Here is a 21,291-nt window from a genome sequence, read left to right as displayed (position 1 = left end):
TGCCCGTGTTCGACGCTCAGGCGCTCCTCAAGGGCACCACCGGCAACGTCTGATCGACCGGTAGGCCTCACCCCACCTCGGCCCCTCCCTCGCCTGGCGCGAAGGAGGGGCTGTGTCGTGTTCAGGCTCGGATGGGCCAGGGCGCGTTGCGCGGCCCCGCGGCCCAGTTGTCATGGCGGCCGTCCCAGTACACGCAGGGCAGCTCGTTGGGGTCCACGTTGTCCAGGCAGTTGACGTTGACCGAGCAGAAGTCGCCGCCGAGCTCCGCGACGTTGCCCGCCCCGTAGCACTGGGCGCCGCAGTGCTTGCAGAAGGCGCGGTAGTTCGGGCTCCCCTTGAGCCGGTACTGGCTGAGGCTCTCCTCGCCCGACAGCAGCCGGAAGGCGCTCGGCTTCACGAGGGTGGTCGTGCCACCCAGCTTGGTGCAGATGGTGCAGTTGCAGCGGCTGACGGGCTGGCTGAGGTCCAGCTGGGCCTCGAAGCGCACGGCGCCGCAGTGACAGCCACCCGTGTAGGTCTTCACGGGGCTCACGGTCGGGGTCGGCGCTTGCTTGGTGAGGGTCTCGGTCGTCTGGGTCATGGCAGGTTCTCCAAGGTGGGTAGGTGACACGCGGGAGATCTAGGCATGGCCAGTGACAGCCTCATGTCAGGATTGTCACCGCCCGGAGGCCGGGCGGGACGGGCCTACTTCCGCGAGCTCTTCAGGTACTTGTAGAACTCGGAGTCCGCCCCCAGGAAGAGCGAGGTGTTGTGGTCCACCGCCTGCGGGTAGGCCTCGAGTGTGCGCAGGAACTGGTAGAACTCGGGATCCCGCCCGAATGCCTCGGCGTAGATCTTCGTGGCCTCGGCGTCGGCCTTGCCGGTGATCTCCTGGGCCTTGCGGTAGGACTCCGAGCGGATCTCCTTGAGCTCGCGCTCCCGCTGGCCGCGGACCTCGGCGGCGCGTCCCATGCCCTCCGAGCGAGAGCGCTCGGCGATGCGGCGTCGCTCGGAGATCATCCGCTCGAACACCTTCACCTGGACCTCATCCACGTAGTTGATGCGGCGCACCTGCACATCCACCAGCTCGACGCCAAACTCCTTGACCACCTCGGCGGCCCGGTCGCGAATCTGCCGGGTGAGCTTGTCCCGCCCCGCGGAGATCTTCTCCAGCGTCTCGCCGCGCTCGGTCTCGGTGACGTACTCGTCGTCCTCGAACGGGCGGTTGGTGGAGCGCACCGCTTCGATGAGGGCATACGAGGCGATGGCGTTGCGCGTCTCTCCGTCGATGATGTCATCGAGCCGGGACTGCGCGTTTCGCTCGTCCCGCAGGCGCTGGAAGAAGCGCAGCGGATCGACGATGCGCCAGCGGCCGAAGGTGTCCACCCAGATGTACTTCTTGTCCTTGGTGGGGATCTGGTTCGGATCTCCTCGCCAGTCCAGCCAGCGCTTGTCGAACCGGTTCACCGTGTCGGCGAACGGCATCTTGAAGTGGAGCCCTGGCTCGATGATGGGCTGGCCTCTGGGCTCACCGAAGCGGGTGATCACCGCCTGCTCATGCTCGCTCAGCGTGTAGGTGCTGGAGAGGCCGAGCACGGCGGCGATGACGATCAGCCCACCCAGGATGATGGCAAGGCGGCTCATGGCTTTGCCTCCTTCTTGCCGGTGGCGCCGGCATACTCGGGGGTGCTCGGCCCATCCATCCGCAGCAGGGGGGTGAGCCCCTTGGTGGACTCGTCGATCACCACCTTCTGCCCAGCGCCCTGGAGCACCTGGCTGACCGCCTCGAGGTACAGGCGGCGGCGGGTGACGTCCGGGGCCTTCTTGTACTCGTCGTAGATGCGGGTGAAGCGCTCGGCCTCGCCTCGGGCTCGGTTCACGCGCTCGATGGCATAGCCTTCCGCGGCACGCAGGGCCTCCTCGGCCTCACCTCGGGCGCGAGGGATGGCCCGGTTGCGCTCGGCATAGGCCTCGTTGAGCGCGCGCTCCTTCTCCTGGATGGCCTGGTTCACCTCGTTGAAGGACGGCTTCACCGGGTCCGGCGGGTTCACGTCCTGGAGCACCACCTGCTGGATGTCCACTCCCGTCTCGTAGCGGTCCGCGAGATCCTGCAGCATGAGCTTGGCCTGGGCCGCCACGGCCTGGCGGCCGGTGGTGAGCACCTCGTTGACCGAGTGATCGCCGACGACCGCTCGCATGGAGGCCTCGGAGATGTCCCGGAGCATGGCCTCCACGTTCTTCACCTTGAAGAGGTACTTGTACGGATCCTTGATCTTGTACTGGACGATCCACTCCACCACGGCGACGTTGAGATCCCCGGTGAGCATCAGGGACTCACGCTTCACGTCCGCTTCCTCCGCCGCGTAGGTGGTCCGTGGGCCGACGCGCTCGGTGCGGAAGCCGAACTCCGCCTTGAGCTGCCGCTGCACGGGGACCTTGATGATCTGATCGATGAAGAAGGGGAGCCGGAAGTGAGGGCCCGGTTCCACCGTGTCGATGAAGCGCCCGAGCCGGAGGATGACGCCGACCTCATCGGGCTCGACCTGCGCGTAGCTGGTGAGGAAGCCGAAGAGTGCCACGAGGGCCAGCAGGAGGAGGAGGAGGTTTCGGCCGAAGCCACGCCTCCATTTGTCCCGGAGTTCACGAAGCACGTCCGCCGGGTCCGGCCGGTTCTGTGGGTTGTTCAGGATGCGAGGGTCCCATGCCATGCCCAGGTCCTTGGGCGTCTACTGCTTTGAATGCAAGCAAAAGCGACGCGGAATCGGCAGCTCAGTCTAGCGGTCGACCGCACCGCGATGCTGCCGCCGCTTCCTTCCTGGTCAGCATCGTCAACAGTCCCCTGGCTACTGTTCCTGTAACATCGACAGCTTCACGAAGTTCACCGGCCTGACTCCGACGGAGTTCCGCGAGCGGCACCTTCAGGACAGAGGCTCTCTCCCATGACGAAACCGTTCCGTTTTGTCCTCGCCATGCTGATACTGAGCAGTGCCTGGGTGGGGTGTGACGACGACGACGAGCCGAGCGCACCGGACGGGGGAGTTCCTGATGCCGGCGAGGAGTGGGACGGCAGCTACGTTCCGCTCGAGGAACTCGGCGACTACATCGATCCCGGCCGGTTCGCGCCGTGCTCCAGCTTCGTGACGACGGATGCGGGAGCCCCCGTCACCTGTGGCAGCCCCGAGTCCTTCGACCTGTCCGCCTGCAGCCGGAGCACGCTCTCGCAGCTGTCGCCCGATGGCATCTATGAGATGTACACGCGGTCCGAGAGTGGCTCATTGAGCTCGATGGGCTTCACGATCTCGACGACCGGGGGTTACGAGGGCATGGGCATCTATCCGCTCGTGCGGAAGCAGATCGACACGGAGAGCTTCTATGTCTCCGGTCTGCGCACCCTGTCCGATGGCGGCACGCAGCTCTATGCCTACGCGGGATGCTCCGCCGACAGTGGGCAGCGCTATGTCGGCTGCTACCAGACGTGCATCAATGGTGGGGCTCGCCGGACGACGGGCACCTTCGAGGGTGTGCGCCTGCAGCGGCTCTCGGAGCCGGAGACCTCCGGCATCACCTTTGTCTCGGAGCACCGCGTGGAAGGGCTGAGCACGCCCTTGGACGTGTACGTCGCCAAGGACCACGCCTACGTGGTGGCCTCCACCCTGGGGCCGGCACCAGCCAATCCGGTGGGCGGGGTCGCGGTGTTCGACGTGAGTGACAAGGCACACCCCGTGCTGCGCAAGGTCCTCACGGTGGAGGGCGACACTGGCTGGAATGCGGTCTGGGCCAAGGGAGACGCGCTCTATGTGGGCAGCGGCAAGCACGGCGTGCTCGTCTACGACATCACCCACCCCGCGGATCCGCAGCTGGTGCGAGGTGTTCCGGGGGACAGCTTCAGCGTCCACACGATCTACGTCGACGGGAATCGGATGTACGCCCAGGCCGCGGGCGTCAACCAGGTGCTCATCTTCGATGTGAGCAACCCGTTGGATCCGGTGCTGCTCAATCGCTACACGGTGCCCGTGGACGAGAACGGCTACGGCTATCCGCACGACTCGTTCGCGTACCAGAGCCGGCTCTACATCAACCAGATGGGGCAGGGGTACTACGTGGTGGACGTGACGGACGCGGCGAATCCCCAGCCGCTGGGCTCGTACACGTATGACACGCACATCTACAACTCCACGCACGCCAACGCGGTGGGCACGTTCGCGGGCCGTACCATCGCCTTCGAGGGCGGCGAGAACACCAACGCCCATCTGCGCGTGCTGGACGTCACCGACCCGGCGCGCATCGTGAAGATCGGCGAGCACAGGATGCGGCCGCAGACCTCCATCCACAACATGGTGCTGGTGGGCAAGCGGCTGTACGTGGCCTGGTACGCCGAGGGCCTGCGTGTGTTTGACGTCTCCAACCCCACGCGGCCCAGGGAGATCGCCTACGCGAATACCTTCCGCGACTCAGATCCAGGTCGCAAGGATGGCGGCCTCGTGGGCGCCATCGGCATCCGGGTGCCGGGTGATGGATATGTGTACGTGGTGGACATGACGCGCGGCCTGCTCATCTACCGCGAGCCGTGACCGGGAGCGGGGGATGGCCGGAGGCACGAGACTCGGCGTCACGGTGGTGATGATCCCGCACAACGACGAGGAGCGAGCCCTCACGCGCCTGCGGCGGGATCTGCTGCCGTCCCTGGCGCTGTCCTGGCGACTCCTCGATGCCGAGCTCGTGGTGATCGACAACAGCGAGCGCCAGCTGACCCGGCTGGCGCGCGCGGTTCGGAACAACGGGCTCTTCCCGGCGAAGTACCGCTGGAACAAGGGGCGCAACCTCTACTACGGCCCCGCGATGAACCAGGCCGTGAGGGAGGCGTCGCGCCCGTTCCTGCTCTACGTCTGCGCCAATCATGGCCGGATGCATGATCCGACGTGGATCTGGGATCTGCTCGAGCCCCTGGTGAGCGATCCGAGCGAGTCGGTGGCCCTCACTGGCTCCTTCTATCCGAGCGGTCCTCCCTCCCCGATGGGGTTTGCGGACTGGCTGGAGCAGGTGCATGTGCAGGGCGGTGTCTTCGCCGCGAGGACGTCCGTGCTGGCACGCTTTCCGTATCCGGACGGCGAGTACGCCCACTGGGGCTCGGACATCTACCAGTCGTTCCAGCTCCAGCAGCATGGGTACGTGCTGGTGGACGTGCCGTCGGTCAAGTCGGTCTGGCGCTCCCGGGTGGAGGGGGAGCACTGGAAGTACGTCCACGACGAGTCGTAGAGGTGACGAGCGCCTCGGTATCGAGAGTCGCTCAGCCCTGCAAGTCTTCCGGTGTCAGACCCGCCGCTTCGAGGTCCAGCCGATCCAAGGGGATGCGCTGGATGTGTTCTCGGGGAGTCTCGACGTCGTCCTTGTACTTGTCCGAACCGCTCTCGTACGTCACCCAGAGCTCACCATCGATGATGTTCAGCCCCTGTGCATACGGGTCGATCAACCCGTTGCTGATGTCGTGCCGGTCATCGATGTCGGCCTCGAAGTTCGCCGTGTCGAACGGCTGGTACACCAGCTTGTGGTCGCCGGTGGTGAACAGCAGCGCGCCGTCCACGACCGTGATGCCCTGAGCCCGATCTGGCGCGCGGATGGGCCCCTGCGGCGAGTCCTCGTTCTGGACGAGCGCGCCCGTCTTCGGGTCGATCTCGTACCGCCAGACAGCGCCCGCCTTGCCGTCGCCGTCCTTGCTGTATCCGCCGACGTAGGCGTAGCCGTCCTTCACGGTCATGTAGCTGCCGCTCGAGACCAGCCCGGTGTCCGAGTTGGGGTCGGTCGTGTCGGCGGGCACGTCGATCACCTGGAACGGAGGGACGGCGGTCCCCTCGCGCTCGGCCTGTTCGAGCGCCTCGCGGCTGTAGACGTAGAGGCGATCCGTGTCCGAGACGTAGACGTAGTCGCCGTCCGTCGAGACGCCTCCGCCATGCGAGGGGGGCGGAATCTCGCCGAGCCCTCCCAGGCGAACCTGAAGCTTCTCGCTCCCGTCGTTCTTGTTCTGGCTCGAGAGCAGCACGCCGGTGTCGTCGTAATAGGTCGTGAGCACCTCTCCTCTCCTGGCGTCATAGCCCTGGCCCTGCGGCGTCCACCCGTCTTCCAGATGCGGCAGCTTCGGACCCACGGGAGGCAGGAAGCGCTCGATGAGCGGTGGAAGATCGATCGGGGACGCGCTCGCACTGGCGCCGAGGTTCACGGAGGGAGGCTTTGGGAGGTCGAAGCCATCCTGGAAGTAGGGGGTCGGCGCGGGCGTGGTCACCGCGGGCGAGGTCGAAGTCGTCCGCGGGGGCAGCGTGGTGGTCGTGGGGACGGTGGGAGCGAGTCGGCGGAGGAGAGAGTCGATCACGGGAACGGCTCCGATCACAGAGGGCACTTTTCAGCAGCGCACCCTGGATACGCCCCTGGCCACGAACAGGTTACAGCTACGCGCTTTTCCTCGAGGCACGGAGGTGGCGGGCCACCGCCCAGAGCAGCCAGAGCCCGGCCCAGCTCATGCCCATGGGAGTGCCCGCGACACTGATATTGGCCACGAAGAAGAAGGTGCTGCCCAGCACGCCACCGTACCGAGGTTGCCAGCGGGAGCGCGAAGCATCACCAGACCGACGGAGGATGACAAGTGAGGGGCTCGCCGTCGACCCACCGGACGCGCTCTCCATGCGCTTCTGGGATGACCCTCTTGCTCGCTCCCGGTCCCCACACCTATAGGGTCCTCCCTGTCCCCTGAGGAGGTCGCCAAGATGGCCAGTCCCGTTGACGTTGTCCGCTCCCTGTACGAGGCCTCCGGGAGAGGAGACTTCGAGACAGCTTTGTCTCTCATTCACCCGGACATCGAGTGGCAGGTGCCCGCTGGGTACCCCTACCGTGGGGCCAAAGGCCTCCCCGAGCTGCAGCGTGCCATGGGCGACATGGCGGATCTGTGGGAGGACTTCCGCCCGGTGCCACAGCAGTTCATGGATGCTGGAGAAGGCCGGGTGTGGGTCGTCGCGTTGCAGATCGGCCGAGGGCGCAGGACAGGACGCCCGTTCAACACGCCGTCCGCTGACTATTGGGAGGTGCGGGACGGCAAGATCGTGCGTCACGTCGTCTACGCGGACACGAAGGTGCTCGCCGAGGCGACCTTCGGCTGACGCTCCCCGAAGCAGGAGAGAAGGCCCTAGGATGGAGCACCCCCATTCAAGGGTGGGCCGTAAGGGAGGACGCTTGGACGTCTGGAAGAGGTGCGCGCGCACCCTGCTCGTAGTGATTGGCGCGGTTGGGGTCTCCTGCACCGAGAAGGAGCCGGCGGGGCCTCAGCCCATCGAGTTCGAGCGCGAGCCGCTGGCGGCGCACTGCTTCAGCTCGGCGGCGATCTCCTCGCTGTTCCCGCTGGGAGAGGACCCCGACACGTTCCTGATGCACTTCCAGCCGACCAACGGGCCGAGCTCGAGCAAGGTCGCCGCGCTCCTCACGCGCGATGGGGGGCGCACCTTCGAAAAGCTCGTGCACGAGGACGTCGTGGATACCTCGGGCGAGGGCTCGAGGCCTGTCGGCGGGATCTTCCAGCCCCCCGTCCTCATGCTGAGCGATGACTTCTACCTGGCGGGCTCCATCGCTGGGGTCCGTGGCCTGTCGGATGGCACGTCCATCCCCGAATACTCGATGGAGCTGGTGCTCGATGGGCGGCCCTTGAGGACCGTCGCCGACAAGCTCACCCTCACCCTGGCGGACGGTGCCAGGAGCGACCTGGTGTACAAGGGGGATGCACGGCGCTGGGTGGCCCGCGGGGGAGGGTTCCTCTACGCCACGCGCGATGCGGGCCGCAACTGGCAGCGCATCGCTCCCGCCAACCTTCTCCAGCCGGAATCCCGGGCCAACCTCGGCTTCGTACCCCTGGCGGCCACCGCGGACCGCGCCGTGCACGTCATCACCAACGATGGCAACCGGGCGTACTACTCCACGCCAGGGGCCACGCCCCAGCCGCTCGATCTGCCCGGAGTCAAGGAGGCCAGGCTCCTCCACGTCACGGGTGCCTTCTGGGGGGGGAAGCTGGCCATCTCGGCGTTGATCTCGCCCACCGAGTACTCCGAGGTCCTCGTCACCGAGGACATGCAGACCTGGACGAAGCTGGAGGTCGCCAAGGACGGGCCCCTCATGCTCCAGCTCCACGTGGACCGGCAGGATCGGCTCTGGGCCTACCCCCTGCAGCTCAGCCCCGGCCAGCGCTTCCTCATCTACCGGTGGGATCCGGGGCAGACCCGGCCGAAGATCATCGACCTGGACGCGGGCGTCGCCATGTCCGCCATGAACTCCTTCTCGGCGCTCGCGGACGGCCGGTTCCGTTTCCTGGGCACCCCGGACACGGGGCTCTCGCGCTACACGCAGCCCCGGGTCATCTGCGAGGCCGGTCCTGGTGTCACCCCGCGCTTCGAGACGATGGACATCGAGAGCCTGGATGCGCTCGACACCGGCCGGATCATCCGCGTGGAGCGGCTGCAGGTGGGCAGCGCGGGCACGGATCGGATGGCCTTCTCCCCCGCGGGCAAGGTGTATGCGACCGGCTACCAGTCACTGCTCAGGGGGCCGCCGGACATGCCCTTCCTCTACGAGAGCGGCCTGGCCCACGAGGACGGGATTCCCTTCGCGCCGTTCGATGCGACGGAGACGGGCGTCTGGGTCACCTTCAGCAAGGCGCTGGCCCTCAACTCGCCTCCCTATGACAACCTGGTGAAGTTCGACACGCAGCGCGGGGCGCGCGCGACGTCCCAGCGCTTGCCCATCAAGGCCACGGACATCTTCCAGGTGCGCGAGGCGCGGGGGCGCAAGCTCTACCATGTCCAGGAGGGGACCTTCTTCGCCGACCGGCTCAAGCCGGAGTTCAACGAGGAGCCACCCCCGAAGTATCCCCGCGAGATGGTGGTGTCGGGCCGCCATGGCGCGCTGATTGACCGGCTGGACTACTACCGGCTCCAGAGCAAGAAGTCGCAGTGGGCCTTGCGCTTCGATCCCTTGAAGGGGGCCATGCCTTCGCTCGAGTCATGCACCCTGAGCCCCAGGCCCGCTGGCTGCATCGACGTGACGGGCACACTGCCCGCGGATGCCGAGTTCGGCGGGGACGGCACGCTGTACCTGCTGGACTACAACTACGGCCGTGTCCTGGCGTTGCCCCCTGAGGCCAATGCCTTCGTAGAAGTGGCCCGCGGCTTCGCCACCCCGAGCGATCTCGTGATCCGGGAGGTGGGCGGCAAGGAGGCGCTGTTCGTCTATGACGGTGACGTGTACGCCTTCCGGCCGGAGCTCGGCGTGGTCAAGGTCCGGGGCGCCGGCGAGCCCACCTCGATGGAGAAGGCCGTCTATGGGAAGCGTGACGCTCGCGACTGCATGAGCGGCCATCCTTGCCTGGACGAGCCTCCGCAGGGAGTCCTCGACGTGACTGCCTCGGCGTGCGCGACGGGAAGAGATCTGGGCGACACCCCGGGGACCGTCAAGGTAGGAGCCGTGACGGCCCAGGTGGAGTCGTGGAGCGCCACGCGCGTGTGCTTCCGGCCCGGTGAGAAGAGCGTGGATGGGCTGCTGCGCGTGGTGACGGCTGACGGCCGTTACTCGAACCGCATCGCGGTGCGGTTGCCGATGCGCATCGACCGGTGGGAGGTGCCCGCTTCGATGCCCATCGATGGCACCTTCCGGATAGTGGGGCACAACCTCTCGAGCCTCTCCGCGCAGTTCGCGAGGATCGTCGCGCGCGGCGAAACGGCCCTGGTGCTCGCTCCCATCGTGGGCGGTGAGAACCCCGTGATTCTGTCACGGGATGGGACTGCGCTCGAGATCCGCTCGGTGATGGCGGTGCCGCGGATGGCCCATGGCTGCCGGGTGGGAGCCAACGAGCTGTGCGAGCTGCTCGGTGCGGGCCTGGGCGACGGTGGAACGGGGGTGGACCATCTGGCCTCGATCGGCTTCCGCGCCACGGTGGGGGGACGGCCCGCGACGATCACCCGCTGGAGCGATGAGCGTGTCTCCCTGTTCCTGCCCGCGGGCATCACCCCGGGAGTCCACCCCGTGGTGCTGCACTCCCCCCGGTCCGGGGTCGGCGACATCACCACCGAGCTCGAGGTGCTGGCCGTGGCCCCGGAGATCCTCGTCACCGACGGGCCCACGCCGGGGGCGCTGCGCTACTACCACTCGCGGCCGGTTCGGACGGGAGACCAGGTGCTGGTGCCCGTCGATCGCTGGGCCTACGGCACCCAGGCGGGCATCCCCACGCCCCTGCAGTTGGACACACTGCTCGCGGTGGTGGGGACATGGCGGCGGGATGGCTTTCCGCCTGGTCATGCTCAGCCCGTTCGCTCGGTGGGTGGAGCGGGGAAGGGGGGCAGCGGGCTGCACGTGGTGGAGACGAACGACGGAGTGGTGCAGGTGACCATGCAGGGGTCATCGGTCTACGTGGCGGACATCCATCGCCATCGCTTGCCGACGAGCGCGCCGGAGACCTGGAGCAGCGTCAAGCTGGGCGAGCTGGGCCTGCCCTTCGGCTCGAACGTCCAGGTAGCTGGAGCGGGGCTGGTGGCTGGTCGGCTGGTGGCGGTGCTGTCCAACCTGCTGGACAACCGCTCCACCCTGTTCGACGTGGAGGTGGGGCCGAGCACGGCGACGGTGGCGTCGTCCACGCAGGTCGCCTTCTCGCCGATCTTCCGCCAGCCATTGATGGTCAGCGGTGTGCACGTCGCGCCCCAGGGGGTCTACCTGGGCAACTGCCGCCTGCCGGGAGCAGGGGCCACGCTCCACTTCGTGCCGGTGACCGTGGGCTCTGGCGGGGCGCTGAGCTTCGGAGCGATGCAGACGGTGCTGTCCAACCCGTCGGCCCGCCTCATCGCCTGCACCGCGACTTCGGACGGGCTGCTCTGGGTCATGCGTGACGGCAGCGGTGAGCACGTGGAAGAGCACCGCGCGAGCACGGGCGTGACGCGCCTGGGGACGCTGCCCGCCTCCCTGCCGGGAGTGGGCGACACGTGGACGTACAGCTCCGCGGTGGAGGTTGCCGGCGTGGCGGACATGCAGCGCCTGCCGGACGGGGACCTGCTGCTGGCCGTCAACGAGCAGAACACCGAGCCGCGGGGGCTGCGGCTGGCGCGGCTGAAGAGCGATATGTCGTTCACGCTCTCTCCGCTCGTCCTGCCGGGCACGCTGGCCCAGCCGGGTGAGCGGTGCGTGGGTCCGGCGAGCGACCGGTGCGAGCGGCCGGCTGGGGATGGCTGTGCTCCCTTCGCCTGCTCCATGCGCCCCTGGCAGCGGGTGGAGCGGGCGACGGATTACATCGGGACCGCGTGGATAGTCCCCGTGCGGCCGGGCGACACCACGGCCACGGTGGCGTTCGAGGTCACCGCGACCGGCCGCACCCGGGGGTATCTCTATGGCGGAACGGATGCGCAGGCGGTGAGGCTGCCCATCCCCTGAGCTTGTCAGGCTTCCTCGTCGGGCAGGAGCGTGCGGAGCAGCTCGTCGTCGGGGCCAAGAGGGCGCCAGCCGGGTGGCGGTGGCGTGGCGAGGAGCGCATCGCCAGCCAACCTGACTCGCTCCTCATGGGTCTCGGGGGTATACGCGGACCACGCGCCAAGTGCCTTGGCGACCTTGAAGCGATTGGCGTCGTCCATCATGGCTGGCCAGCCATTCGGGAGACTCTCCGACAGCTCGCGCACGAGCTGTCCACGAACCAGGCGGGTGAGCTGACGATTCCGTTCTGCCTCTTCAACCAGACCCTTGAATACCTGCACTCCGGCGACGTCGTCGCCGAGCTCCTCGGCCAGCTCGACCAGCGAGGCAGTAGGGCGTGCATCTGCGAAAGCCGTGACAGAGGAGTAGCCGCGCTCTCGAACCCGTTCATACAGGCGGACTACCCAGTTGCCCTGCCAGGCACTCCCCTTATTCATCACCGTCTCCCGGAAACGAAGCTCATGGCGTGCACACGGTGCATCTCCCGGACGAGCTTCTCGACGCTGTAGGCGGGGCACTCTCGGAGCACGACATCGGCGAGATTGAGAAAGTCCACCCACGCGGCGAGCAGCAGGGTACCGGACATGGCCGCCTGAAGCCGGGGGCCGCTCATGCGTAGCAGGGCCAGCTCCATGTCGGCGTCAGCCACTTGTGAGCTCACATCCGTCAGCGTGGTGACGCTCGCCAGAGCGCCGCGAAGCCATGGCAATTGGTAGAAGCCATAGTCGAGGTGGCGGGTGAAGGCGCCGTTGACGCCGCTCAAGCTTCGATTGCTCACACCCGGTGGACGAGTCGCGAGCCTCGAGAGCGCACTGGCCAGGGCATTCGTGGAGGACTGCACCTCGCCCAGGGCAGTACGTACGGCGCGACGTGTCATGGGGACGTTCTGCTGCTCGGGCGCCGAGGTATCACTTGAGACCGCGCTCTCAATCTCTCCCGCTGCGCGCCCGGAGTTCGCCTGCGCCACGGTCTGACGGGCGCTCCGTCCGTGGTGCTGCTGCTGCCTCTCATTGCTGCGCTGATGCGTCAGTACGGGCGTGAGGTTCGTCCGCCGAGCGGGCAGGGGTGTCATCGACGCGCAGCCCGTTAGGACGGAGCAAATCAGCAGCAGGAGTACCAGCCTGGCCATATGGGAGCCTCCGAGATCGACTTCGCCGGCAGGCCGGGAACGGCGGTGGCGCCGACGTGCTCGATCGAGAGCGCCACCTTGCCGAGGGCGGCGCGGAGCCGTGCGGCGAGCCCGGCGAAGGCCGCCGGCCATGACGGGTGCGGTTGGGAAAGACGGCCCTCAGGCTCAAGGTGGGCGCGTGGGGTGGGACGTGGAGGGGCGATCCGGGGACAGGGCTGGCACGTAGCACTTTCCCTTGAACAAGTACCCGTTGGCGACAGCGGCCTCGCACGCTTCCGGATCGAAGGGAATCCAGCACGCGCCGTTGAGAGCCACCTGGCGCCTGTGAGGACAACGCCCTCGCCCATCCGGGCGCAGCTGCTTCGGTTGAGGCTCGGGGAGGGGGTTCTCCGCGAGAGGCTCGTGCAACGAAGCCTCCGGAGCCTGCACTGTGGCGGCAGTGCAGGCGGCCTCTCCAAGCCCCGCCGTGCCCGCGTCCCGCGGCGCTGCCTCGGTCCTCGCTTGGGCACGCGAGTGGGTCCCCTCGGTCTGCTCGGAAGCGAGCCATCCTCCCCACACGCCCAACGCCAGGCCCACCGCCGGCGCGAGCCATGGCCACCGCCCCGGACGCCCAGGCACTGAAGGCCTGGCCGGCTCGAAGTGCGGGTGAGCGGCTCGCTCCAGGGCCTCGGCGAACTGCGCTGCCGTGCCGCGCTGCTCGGGCCGCACCGCGAGCAGGCGCACAATGCAGGCACGCACTGAAGGCTCTACCCCCCGAAGCGAGGCCGGCTTGCGCACCTTGCGCACCTTCCAGGTGCCGTTCTCATCCTGGGTGGGGTCCACCCATTCAGGGTACTCCCCGGTCAGCAGCCGGCAAGCCACCATTCCCAGCGCATAGAGATCATCGGCGGGGGTGGGAACATAGTGAAGCGAGCGGTGGCGCCGGGAGTGGATATCGAAGAGGCCCGCTTCCGGGGAGCGGTAGAGCGGCGTGCCCAGGCAGGTGGCGGGAGGGGTGAGTCGCTCCGCGCCCGGGAAGGTGCCCAGGCCGAAGTCCGTGAGCATGGCGCGGCCGTCGGAGTGGCGCACCCGGACGTTCTCCCCCTTCAGGTCTCGGTGCACGGCGCCCAGGGCGTGAAGGGCCTGGAGCGCCCGGGCCAACTGGGCCAACACGCGGAAGCATGCACGGGAGGAGGTGGCAGGCTGCTCCGCCCACTCGTACAGGGACACGCCGTCCACCCAGTCCATGGCGAGCCAGGGGTAGAGCGTGCCATCGGGCGACTGCCAGGTGCCGGAATCCCACAGGCGAGGAACACTCGGATGGCGCAGGCGGGAGAGCAGCTGGGCCTCGCGAGCGAACCGAGGATCTTCGGGGTGCAGCGCCAGCTTGAGCGCGACGGCGGGAGCATGCTGGGAGTGCGCAGGAACGGCGCGGTAGACGGCGCCATGGACACCCTGGCCGGCCCAGGCCACCAGGCGCCAGGGGCCCACCTCGGTACCGGGAGGCAGGAGGGCAGGGGAGAGCGAGGGTGGAGCAGCACTGGCCACGGGGACCGGAAGCCTACCCCATGGGTCGTCGGGGCCAAGAGTGAAAGACCTCCTTCAGCCGTCGAAGAGACCTTGCCTCCTGCCAGGAACGCGAGTCCTTGGTGGTCGCCCGGCCCAGGACTACCTTCTGCCCATGCGCGACGAAAACCAGTCCTGGGAGGAGCGGACCGCCATCGTGGGGCCGTGGCCCGACGAGCGCTCGTGCCTCGAGGCCCTGCGAGGGGTCTTCGAGGCGCAGGGGCATCAGGAGCTCACTGAGCATCGACGCGGGTGTTCCATCGCGCGCATATACCAGCTCGGCACGAGCTGCTGGCTGTCCGCGGACTCCATGCTCGTTGCCCGGCTCGCGGCGGAGCTCGCCCGTCCTCGCATTTTCGGAGTGGAGGTCGAGTATGGCGACTCCGGCAACGATGCCGTCGGCGTCCAGCTCTTCGAGCTCGTGCGAAGCGGGGAGGAGGCGCTCGGCAAGCTCTCGGAGCTCGGCGGCGAGCCGGAGAACCGCGATGCGCTCGAGGCCGCGCTCGACTGGGAGCGACGTCTCGCCGCCAGGACCGTCTCCGCACCCGAGGACGAAGTGCAGCTCCGCATGGTCTTCTACGACGACGACCAGGGCTGAGCTGGTGTTACCCCGATTCGACCGGGGCAACTTCAAGCCCAGCAACTCCTGAGGATTGCCAGGCTTTCAATGGTGAGGAGCACGGGACTTGAACCCGTGCCCTCGGAGGTCTACGCGCGCAGCGCCACCACCGTGACGCCGTCGCCGCCCTCGTGGCTCTCGCCCGGCCGGAACATGCGGATGTAGGGCGAGTTGGCCAGGTAGTCGCGGATGGCTTGCTTGAGCGCCCCCGTGCCGTGGCCGTGGATGATCAGTGCCGCCTCCTCGCCGCTGCGCATGCCCTGGTCGAGGAACTGCTCCACCTCCGTCAGCGCCTCGTCGGCTCGCATGCCGCGCACGTCGCAGCGGAAGTTCGTCGCCTGCACCTCCGCTGGCGCCGCCGCCGCCGCCTTCTTCAGGTGCGCTTCCTGCTTGTTGCGCTCCGGGAACTTCTGCTGCGGCTTCGCCGTCCGCGAGCCCGACAGCTCCGACACCGGCACTCGCATCTTCAGCAACCCGGCCGCCACCAGCGCCTCTCCGTCGTGCAGCTCGAGGATCTCCACGTCCTTGTCGAGCCCCGAGTGTCGCACCCACGCGCCCACCTTCAACGTCGGCGGCTGCGGTGCCTGCACCTGATAGAGCTCCGCCCGCGCCTCCTTGGCCCGCTTCGCCGCCTCCTCGGCTCGCTGCTGCAGCGCCGCTCGCGCCTCCTGCGCCGCCTTCTCGTTGGTCTGCGCTCGCAACGTCTGGAGCAGGGAGCGGACCTCCGCCGCCGCGTGCTCGCTGGCCGCCGCCACGTCCTCGTTGAAGCGCATCATCTTCTCCTTGCGCTCCCGCTCGAACGTCTGCTTCTGCGCCTCCAGCTCCTTGCGCAGCTTCTCCGCCGCCTCGGCCGCCGCCTTCGCCTTCTCCAGCTCCTCCGTCAGCCGCCGCCGCTCCTCCTCGGCCGCCGCAAGCGCCTTGGCCAGCGGGCCTCCCGCGTTCAGCGACAGGTCCCTCGCGCGCTGGCAGATGCGCTCCGGCAGCCCCATCCGCGCCGCCACGTCGATGGCCGACGAGGCTCCCGCCGCGCCCAGCTGCAGCCGGTACGTGGGCGCCATCTTCTTCGGATCGAAGCCCACTCGCGCGTTCAGGAAGCGTTTGTCCATGTGGGCCAGGGCCTTGAGCTCCTCCAGGTGCGTGGTCACCAGCACCACCGCTCCCTTGTCCAGCAACTCCTCCAGCACCGCGATCGCGATCGCCGCGCCCTCGCGCGGATCCGTGTCCGCGGCGATCTCGTCGATGAGCACCAACGAGCCCTTGCTCACCTGCGCCCCGATGTCTCGCAGACTCACCACGTGCGCGCTGAACGTGGACAGGCCCTGGGACAGGTCCTGCGCATCGCCCACCGTCGAGTTCACCGAGCGGTAGAGCGGCATCCTCGAGCCGTTCTCCACCGGGATGGGCAGGCCGCAGCGCAGCATCAGCGAGCACAGCCCCACCGCCGTCAGCGTCACCGTCTTGCCGCCCGCGTTCGGGCCGGACACCACCAGCGCCCGCGCCTCGCCCGTGAGCACCACGTCGTTGGACACCACCTGCCCGCCCTTGAGCACCAGCAGCGGGTGGCGCAGCTGGTACAGCGTCAGCTCGTCCACGCCGGTGAACGTGGGGGAGTGGGCGTCCAGATCCGCCGCCAGCATCGCCGCCGCCTCCGCCTCGTCCAGCTCCGCCACCGCCGCCAGCCCCTCCAGCACCCGGTCCGACTCCTTGCCGAGCTGGTTGGACAGCTCCTGCAGGATGCGCCGCTCCTCCTCGGCCACCATCGACTGGGCAATCGCCAGATCGTTGCCCATGCTCACCATCGCCTGCGGCTCGATGAAGAGCGTCTGCCCCGTCTGGCTGGCGTTGTGGACGATGCCCGGCACCTCGCCCCGGAAGTTGGACACCACCGGCACCACGTACCGGCCGTTGCGCAGCGTGTAGTAGTTCTCACGCAGCTTCGGCAGGAAGCCCTCGTCGTGGAGCAGCTCGTCCAGCCGCGTCTTGATGCGACGGTGCAGCCCGTTGGCCCGGTCCCGCGCCTCCTTCAGTTCCGGACTCGCCCGGTCGGAGATGGTGCCGTCGGGCTCGAAGCTGCGATCGATGCGAGATGCGAGCACCTCCAGCATCGGGAGCCGGCGTCCGAGCGTCGCCAGCATGGGCACTGTCTCCTCTCGCTCCTCCAGGGCCTCGCGGGTGCGGGCAAACGCATAGAGGAGCTGCGCGGAGGCAATGAGATCCCGCGGCTCCAGCATGCCTCCCTTGGAGGCCCGGTTCACCGCGTCCCTCAAGTCACTCACGCCGCCGAGTGGGAGCGAGAACTGCTCCTGGGCCAGCAGTCGGGCCTCGGCCACCAGGGAGAGCGCGTCGGTGACCTGGTCCTCGGTGTCCAGGAAGGGGCGGGCCAGCGCGCGCTCCTTGCCAGGCGCCGTCCGGCAACGTTGGGCCAGTGCGCGGAGCACCTCCGCGAAGCCGAGATCCTCGAGGGTTCGTTGGGCTATCTGCACGGACATGGTTTCATGCCTGGCCCTGGGGGCCGTCAAGGGAACATTGAGGGGGCCAGTGCCCTCTGTTATCAGCCGCCCATGGTGTGGCTCATGCTTGCGGGCGCTTTGGCGGGCGCTCTCGACGCCCCCGCGGACACCGCCCTGACGCAGGCCCTCGCCCGGGAAGAGGCGGGGGACACCGCGGGAGCACTCGCGGAGGTGGAGTCCGTCATCAACACCTGGCCCGCCTGGGAACTGCCCCGCCTGGAGGCCGCTCGGCTCATGCTGAAGCTCGGCGGAGAGCTGGAGCGCACCGAGGCCCAGCTGGATGTGGCCTCCGCTCTGGCTCCCACGAACCCTCGCGCCTACTACCTACGTGGGTTGCTGTGCGAGGAAAGGGGACAACCCCTGCTCGCTGCCCAGGCCTACGAGACGGCGCTCCTCTATCGCCCCTCTTATGAGGAGGCGCGCTTTCGCGTGGCCGGCCTCTGGATGGCCCGGGGCGACTGGCTCAAGGCGGAGTACCACTACCGCTTCCTCGCCAAGGCCCGGCCCGAGTGGGTGCAGGTACGCCTGCTGCTCGCCCAGGTGCTGGAGCCCCAGGGACGGGCCGCGGATGCCGAGCGCGAATTGCTCGCGGCGCGCGAGTACCAGCCGGACAGCCCGCTGGTGGTCCGGCGGCTCGCCGAGCTGTACGAGCGGATGGGCAGGGAGAAGCTCGCCCAGAAGCTGCGCAAGGAGCTCGAGGAGCCCGCGCCCAAGCGCCGCCTGCGAACGCTCAAGCCGTCTCGTCGGTAGGCGAACGGACGGAGCGGGCCCTGTTCGATTGCGCTGCGAGCGCCGACGCATACACTGCGCGGGCCTTGAAGACCGCCAACCTCGCCATCGTCTTCACCGACATCCAAGGGTTCACCGAGCGCACCAGCCGGCAGACTCATGAGGAGAACCAGCGCCTGCTGCGGGTGCACCACGACTTGCTGGCGCCGCTGTTCACCGCCTTCGGTGGGAAGATCCTGAAGTCCATCGGCGACGCGTTCCTCGTCACCTTCGAGTCGCCCACCCAGGCGGTCCTCAGCGGCGTGGCGATCCAGGATCGGCTCTGGCAGTACAACCGCTCGGCTCCCGAGAGCGAGCAGCTCCACGTGCGCGTGGCCATCAACGTGGGCGAGGTGCGCGTCGAGTCCAATGACGTCTTCGGCGAGCCGGTGAACATCGCCGCCCGCGTGGAGGGCATCACCGACGCCGGCGAGGTCTTCTTCACCGAGGCCGTGTACCTCTCCATGAACAAGGCGGAGGTGCCCTCGCAGGAGGTGGGCGCGTTCGAGCTCAAGGGCATCCCCGGGAAGATCCGTGTCTTCCGCGTCCCGAAGGGGCCCTACCGCATGGAGGCGCCGGTGACGCCGCTGCCCGCGCCGGCCGGTGTCACCCACGATGGGCCGCCCTTCGCCAACATGGCCCTGGCGCGGCTGGGTGAGCAGCCGGGCTCCGCCGGCAACGCGCTCTCCGCGGTCGGCCAGCGCGCCGCGGTGGTGGGGGTGCAGGCCAAGGGGCTGGTGGGGCGCGGGTGGGCTGGCGCTTCGCGGTTCCTCCAGGGCCTCCCCGAGCGTCTGCCGCCGGGACTGCGCTCGAAGCTGCCTCCCGGGCTGAGCGGGCCGCGTCTGGCGCTGGGAGTTGGAGCCCTGGCGGTGGTGATGGGCGTGGCGGTGGTGATGCTCGGCCCCAGCTCCTCGGAGCGCGCCATCGCCGCCGTGGAGGACGCCCCCCCTGGGAAGCGGGCTGAGCTCGCGGAGAAGGCTCGGAAGATCATCCAGGCGGAGGAGGCCCGGCGCCCCGAGCGGATGGAGTACCTGCTCGCGCAGCTGGGCGAGGCCCGAGGCGACATGCGCGAGGCCGTGGAGCACTACGCGGCGGCCGTGAAGCAAGGCAGCTCCAACGCCGAGGACCGCATCATCGATCTGCTGGGGCACAAGGAGTGCGGTGTGCGCACGGCGGCGGTGGGGGCCATCGTGGCCCTGAAGCTGAAGAGCGCCCGAGGCGAGCTGGAGGATCTGGCCGAGGAGGACGGGCCGGAGGAGGGTGGCTCCAAGGGCTTCCTCGGCACGGGGCTCGGCGGCTGCAACTCGCGGCGCGCGGCGCAGGAGGCGCTCAAGCGCCTGGGCAATGACTGAGGCGCGGGGGCATGGCCCCAGGCGCGGAGGGCTACCGGGATGAAGGTGAAGACGGGACTGGATGTGTGGGTGGAGCAGGGCTTCTCCGCGCTCGAGGGCAAGCGCGTGGGCGCCATCGTCAATCCCACGAGCGTGGACTCGCGCTTCCGTCACCTGGCGGATCTGCTGGCGCAGACGCCGGGGGTGACGCTGGCGGCGCTCTTCGGGCCGGAGCACGGCATTCGCGGCGAGGCCCAGTACATGGTGGCCGTGGGCGAGGCCCGTGACAGACGCACCGGCGTGCCCGTGCACAGCCTCTACGGCTCTACCTTCGAGTCGCTGTCTCCCAAGAAGGAGTGGCTCGCGGGGCTGGATGCGCTCGTCTTCGACATCCAGGACGTGGGCGCCCGCTACTACACCTACGTGTACACCATGGCGCTGGCCATGAAGGTGGCGGCCCAGGCGAAGGTGCCCTTCTTCGTGCTGGATCGGCCCAACCCGCTGGGCGGCACCGCCCTGGAGGGAAACCTGGTGGGCGAGCGCTACCGCTCCTTCGTGGGCCTGTACCCGCTGCCCAACCGCCACGGCATGACGGCGGGGGAGCTGGCCCGGCTCTTCAATGCCGAGTTCGGCCTCGGGTGCGAGCTGACGGTGGTGCCCTGCGAGGGCTGGCGCCGGGAGATGTACTGGCCCGACACCGGGCTGCCCTTCATCTCGCCCTCGCCCAACATGCCCACGCCGGACACCGCGCTCGTCTATCCCGGCATGTGCCTGGGCGAGGGGACCAACGTCTCCGAGGGCCGCGGCACCTGCCGCCCCTTCGAGCAGTTCGGCGCCCCGTGGCTGGACTCCGAGGCCCTGGTGGCGCGGCTGGAGAAGGAGCGCCTGCCGGGCGTCGCCTTCCGCCCCGTGGGCTTTACGCCCACCTTCGACAAGTTCAAGGGCGAGTCCTGCAACGGCGCCTTCATCCACGTGACGGATCGACGCACCTTCCTGCCGCTGCGCACGGGGATCGCCATCTTCCAGGCTGTCCGGGATGTCTCGGGAGGAAAGTTCGCCTGGCGCGCGGACGCCTACGAGTTCGTCGAGGACGTGCCGGCCTTCGATCTGCTGTGCGGCACGGATCAGGTACGCCGGGGTATGGAAGAGGGGTGGCCCCTGGAGAGGCTCGTGGAGGGCTTCTCCGCCCAGACGGACGCCTTCGAGAAGCAAAGGAGGCCCTACCTGCTGTACGCTTGAGTGCAGGCCCCCCTGTGATTGGCGTTATCTCCGACAGCCATGGCGATCTGGCCGCCTTCGACGCGGCCTACGAGCTGTTGCGGGAGAAGGGTGCCCGCCGCTTCCTCTTCGCCGGCGGGCGCTACACGGACCTGGATGCGTGGATCCTGGAGCGCCGGGAGAAGGCCCGCGGCGGGCGCGAGTACTCGGACATGGACTTCCTGGCGGACGTGACGCAGTGGCTGTCCTCCAAGGACGCCCTGCCTCGGCCGCCCGCGTTCGGCGAGGCCCCGGGGGACTTCTCCGCGGAGGAGGATCGCCGCCTGGTGCTGGAGCGCTTCTCCCGGGTGCCCGAGCGGGACTGTCTCCAGTACATGGACCCGAACATCCCCCGGAAGATGCTGGACATGGTGGGCGATGCGCTGTGCTGCCTCGTCTACGACAAGAACGATCTGACGCGGGATGATCTGCTCAACGCCACGGTCTTCATCCACGGCAAGGAGTCCGAGCCGAACGTGGTGCAGATCGGCCCGCGCTACTTCCTGACGCCGGGGCGGCTGGCCGGAGCGGCCGAGCAGACGTGCGGGCTCATCGAGAAGGCGGATCGCAACCTGCGCTTCACGGCCTTCCGGCTGGATGGGAAGGTGGTGCTCGAGCCGCGGGAGCTGCAGCTGGGGCGTGGGACGAAGCTGTCGGTGAAGTGAGGTGGCC

18 protein-coding genes are annotated in these 21,291 nt (G+C 68.4%); 9 read left to right on the top strand and 9 right to left on the bottom strand.

Features of this window, described 5'->3' with window-relative positions:
- Nucleotides 1-121: 121 nt before the first annotated feature.
- The 3 genes from KY572_RS06630 to hflK all read right to left on the bottom strand — a co-directional run bounded on the left by KY572_RS06630 (nucleotide 122) and on the right by hflK (nucleotide 2,687).
- Complete coding sequence (locus tag KY572_RS06630; protein ID WP_224241485.1) at nucleotides 122-580, bottom strand: GFA family protein; 459 nt, start codon at nucleotides 578-580, stop codon at nucleotides 122-124.
- Between the two features lie 104 nt (nucleotides 581-684).
- The gene (gene hflC / locus KY572_RS06625) at nucleotides 685-1,623 is read right to left on the bottom strand and encodes a protease modulator HflC (RefSeq protein ID WP_224241483.1); all 939 of its coding nucleotides are present in this window, start codon (nucleotides 1,621-1,623) and stop codon (nucleotides 685-687) included.
- Entirely contained in the window at nucleotides 1,620-2,687 is a 1,068-nt protein-coding gene (hflK, locus tag KY572_RS06620) for an FtsH protease activity modulator HflK (RefSeq protein WP_224241481.1), read from the bottom strand. Before hflK ends, hflC begins: the two co-directional genes overlap by 4 nt.
- 231 nt (nucleotides 2,688-2,918) lie before the next feature.
- On the opposite strand from hflK, the gene KY572_RS06615 reads away from it, so the two are divergent.
- Both KY572_RS06615 and KY572_RS06610 read left to right on the top strand, forming a co-directional pair.
- Nucleotides 2,919-4,550 (top strand): LVIVD repeat-containing protein, encoded by a 1,632-nt coding sequence (locus tag KY572_RS06615; RefSeq protein WP_224241479.1) that lies wholly within the window; start codon nucleotides 2,919-2,921, stop codon nucleotides 4,548-4,550.
- A 13-nt stretch (nucleotides 4,551-4,563) separates the two neighbouring features.
- The gene (locus tag KY572_RS06610; protein WP_224241477.1) at nucleotides 4,564-5,235 is read left to right on the top strand and encodes a glycosyltransferase family 2 protein; all 672 of its coding nucleotides are present in this window, start codon (nucleotides 4,564-4,566) and stop codon (nucleotides 5,233-5,235) included.
- A 31-nt stretch (nucleotides 5,236-5,266) separates the two neighbouring features.
- On the opposite strand, the gene KY572_RS06605 is transcribed toward KY572_RS06610, so the two are convergent.
- A complete protein-coding gene (locus KY572_RS06605; protein WP_224241475.1) occupies nucleotides 5,267-6,343 on the bottom strand; it encodes a hypothetical protein in 1,077 nt (358 codons plus the stop codon).
- A 391-nt stretch (nucleotides 6,344-6,734) separates the two neighbouring features.
- On the opposite strand from KY572_RS06605, the gene KY572_RS06600 reads away from it, so the two are divergent.
- The gene (locus KY572_RS06600) at nucleotides 6,735-7,124 is read left to right on the top strand and encodes a nuclear transport factor 2 family protein (protein ID WP_224241473.1); all 390 of its coding nucleotides are present in this window, start codon (nucleotides 6,735-6,737) and stop codon (nucleotides 7,122-7,124) included.
- A 73-nt stretch (nucleotides 7,125-7,197) separates the two neighbouring features.
- On the top strand, nucleotides 7,198-11,424 hold the full coding sequence (locus KY572_RS06595) for a hypothetical protein (RefSeq protein ID WP_224241471.1): 4,227 nt from the start codon (nucleotides 7,198-7,200) through the stop codon (nucleotides 11,422-11,424).
- Between the two features lie 5 nt (nucleotides 11,425-11,429).
- On the opposite strand, the gene KY572_RS06590 is transcribed toward KY572_RS06595, so the two are convergent.
- From KY572_RS06590 to KY572_RS06575, 4 genes are all read right to left on the bottom strand, one after another.
- Nucleotides 11,430-11,897: an NUDIX hydrolase gene (locus KY572_RS06590; protein ID WP_224241469.1), complete on the bottom strand. Its 468-nt coding sequence runs from the start codon at nucleotides 11,895-11,897 to the stop codon at nucleotides 11,430-11,432.
- Nucleotides 11,897-12,223, bottom strand: a complete 327-nt coding sequence (locus KY572_RS06585) for a hypothetical protein (protein ID WP_224241468.1) — start codon at nucleotides 12,221-12,223, stop codon at nucleotides 11,897-11,899. Before KY572_RS06585 ends, KY572_RS06590 begins: the two co-directional genes overlap by 1 nt.
- A 338-nt stretch (nucleotides 12,224-12,561) precedes the next feature.
- Nucleotides 12,562-12,792, bottom strand: coding sequence for a GrpB family protein (locus KY572_RS48070; protein ID WP_224241520.1), 231 nt, complete (start codon nucleotides 12,790-12,792; stop codon nucleotides 12,562-12,564).
- Nucleotides 12,755-14,116, bottom strand: a complete 1,362-nt coding sequence (locus tag KY572_RS06575; RefSeq protein ID WP_224241466.1) for a serine/threonine-protein kinase — start codon at nucleotides 14,114-14,116, stop codon at nucleotides 12,755-12,757. The genes KY572_RS48070 and KY572_RS06575 overlap by 38 nt, the downstream gene beginning before the upstream one ends.
- 133 nt (nucleotides 14,117-14,249) lie before the next feature.
- On the opposite strand from KY572_RS06575, the gene KY572_RS06570 reads away from it, so the two are divergent.
- Nucleotides 14,250-14,732: a hypothetical protein gene (locus KY572_RS06570; protein WP_224241465.1), complete on the top strand. Its 483-nt coding sequence runs from the start codon at nucleotides 14,250-14,252 to the stop codon at nucleotides 14,730-14,732.
- A gap of 110 nt (nucleotides 14,733-14,842) precedes the next feature.
- On the opposite strand, the gene KY572_RS06565 is transcribed toward KY572_RS06570, so the two are convergent.
- Complete coding sequence (locus KY572_RS06565; RefSeq protein ID WP_224241463.1) at nucleotides 14,843-17,242, bottom strand: endonuclease MutS2; 2,400 nt, start codon at nucleotides 17,240-17,242, stop codon at nucleotides 14,843-14,845.
- 72 nt (nucleotides 17,243-17,314) lie between these two features.
- On the opposite strand from KY572_RS06565, the gene KY572_RS06560 reads away from it, so the two are divergent.
- The 4 genes from KY572_RS06560 to KY572_RS06545 all read left to right on the top strand — a co-directional run bounded on the left by KY572_RS06560 (nucleotide 17,315) and on the right by KY572_RS06545 (nucleotide 21,284).
- Nucleotides 17,315-18,013: a tetratricopeptide repeat protein gene (locus tag KY572_RS06560; RefSeq protein ID WP_224241461.1), complete on the top strand. Its 699-nt coding sequence runs from the start codon at nucleotides 17,315-17,317 to the stop codon at nucleotides 18,011-18,013.
- A 65-nt stretch (nucleotides 18,014-18,078) separates the two neighbouring features.
- Nucleotides 18,079-19,383: an adenylate/guanylate cyclase domain-containing protein gene (locus KY572_RS06555; RefSeq protein ID WP_224241460.1), complete on the top strand. Its 1,305-nt coding sequence runs from the start codon at nucleotides 18,079-18,081 to the stop codon at nucleotides 19,381-19,383.
- A gap of 39 nt (nucleotides 19,384-19,422) precedes the next feature.
- Nucleotides 19,423-20,601, top strand: coding sequence for an exo-beta-N-acetylmuramidase NamZ family protein (locus tag KY572_RS06550; protein ID WP_224241458.1), 1,179 nt, complete (start codon nucleotides 19,423-19,425; stop codon nucleotides 20,599-20,601).
- A 14-nt stretch (nucleotides 20,602-20,615) separates the two neighbouring features.
- On the top strand, nucleotides 20,616-21,284 hold the full coding sequence (locus tag KY572_RS06545) for a hypothetical protein (protein ID WP_224241456.1): 669 nt from the start codon (nucleotides 20,616-20,618) through the stop codon (nucleotides 21,282-21,284).
- The last annotated feature ends 7 nt before the right edge of the window (nucleotides 21,285-21,291 follow it).

This window comes from Hyalangium gracile, assembly GCF_020103725.1.
In the GTDB taxonomy this organism is placed as follows: domain Bacteria; phylum Myxococcota; class Myxococcia; order Myxococcales; family Myxococcaceae; genus Hyalangium; species Hyalangium gracile.
This window is presented reverse-complemented; position numbering and strand designations above follow the sequence as displayed.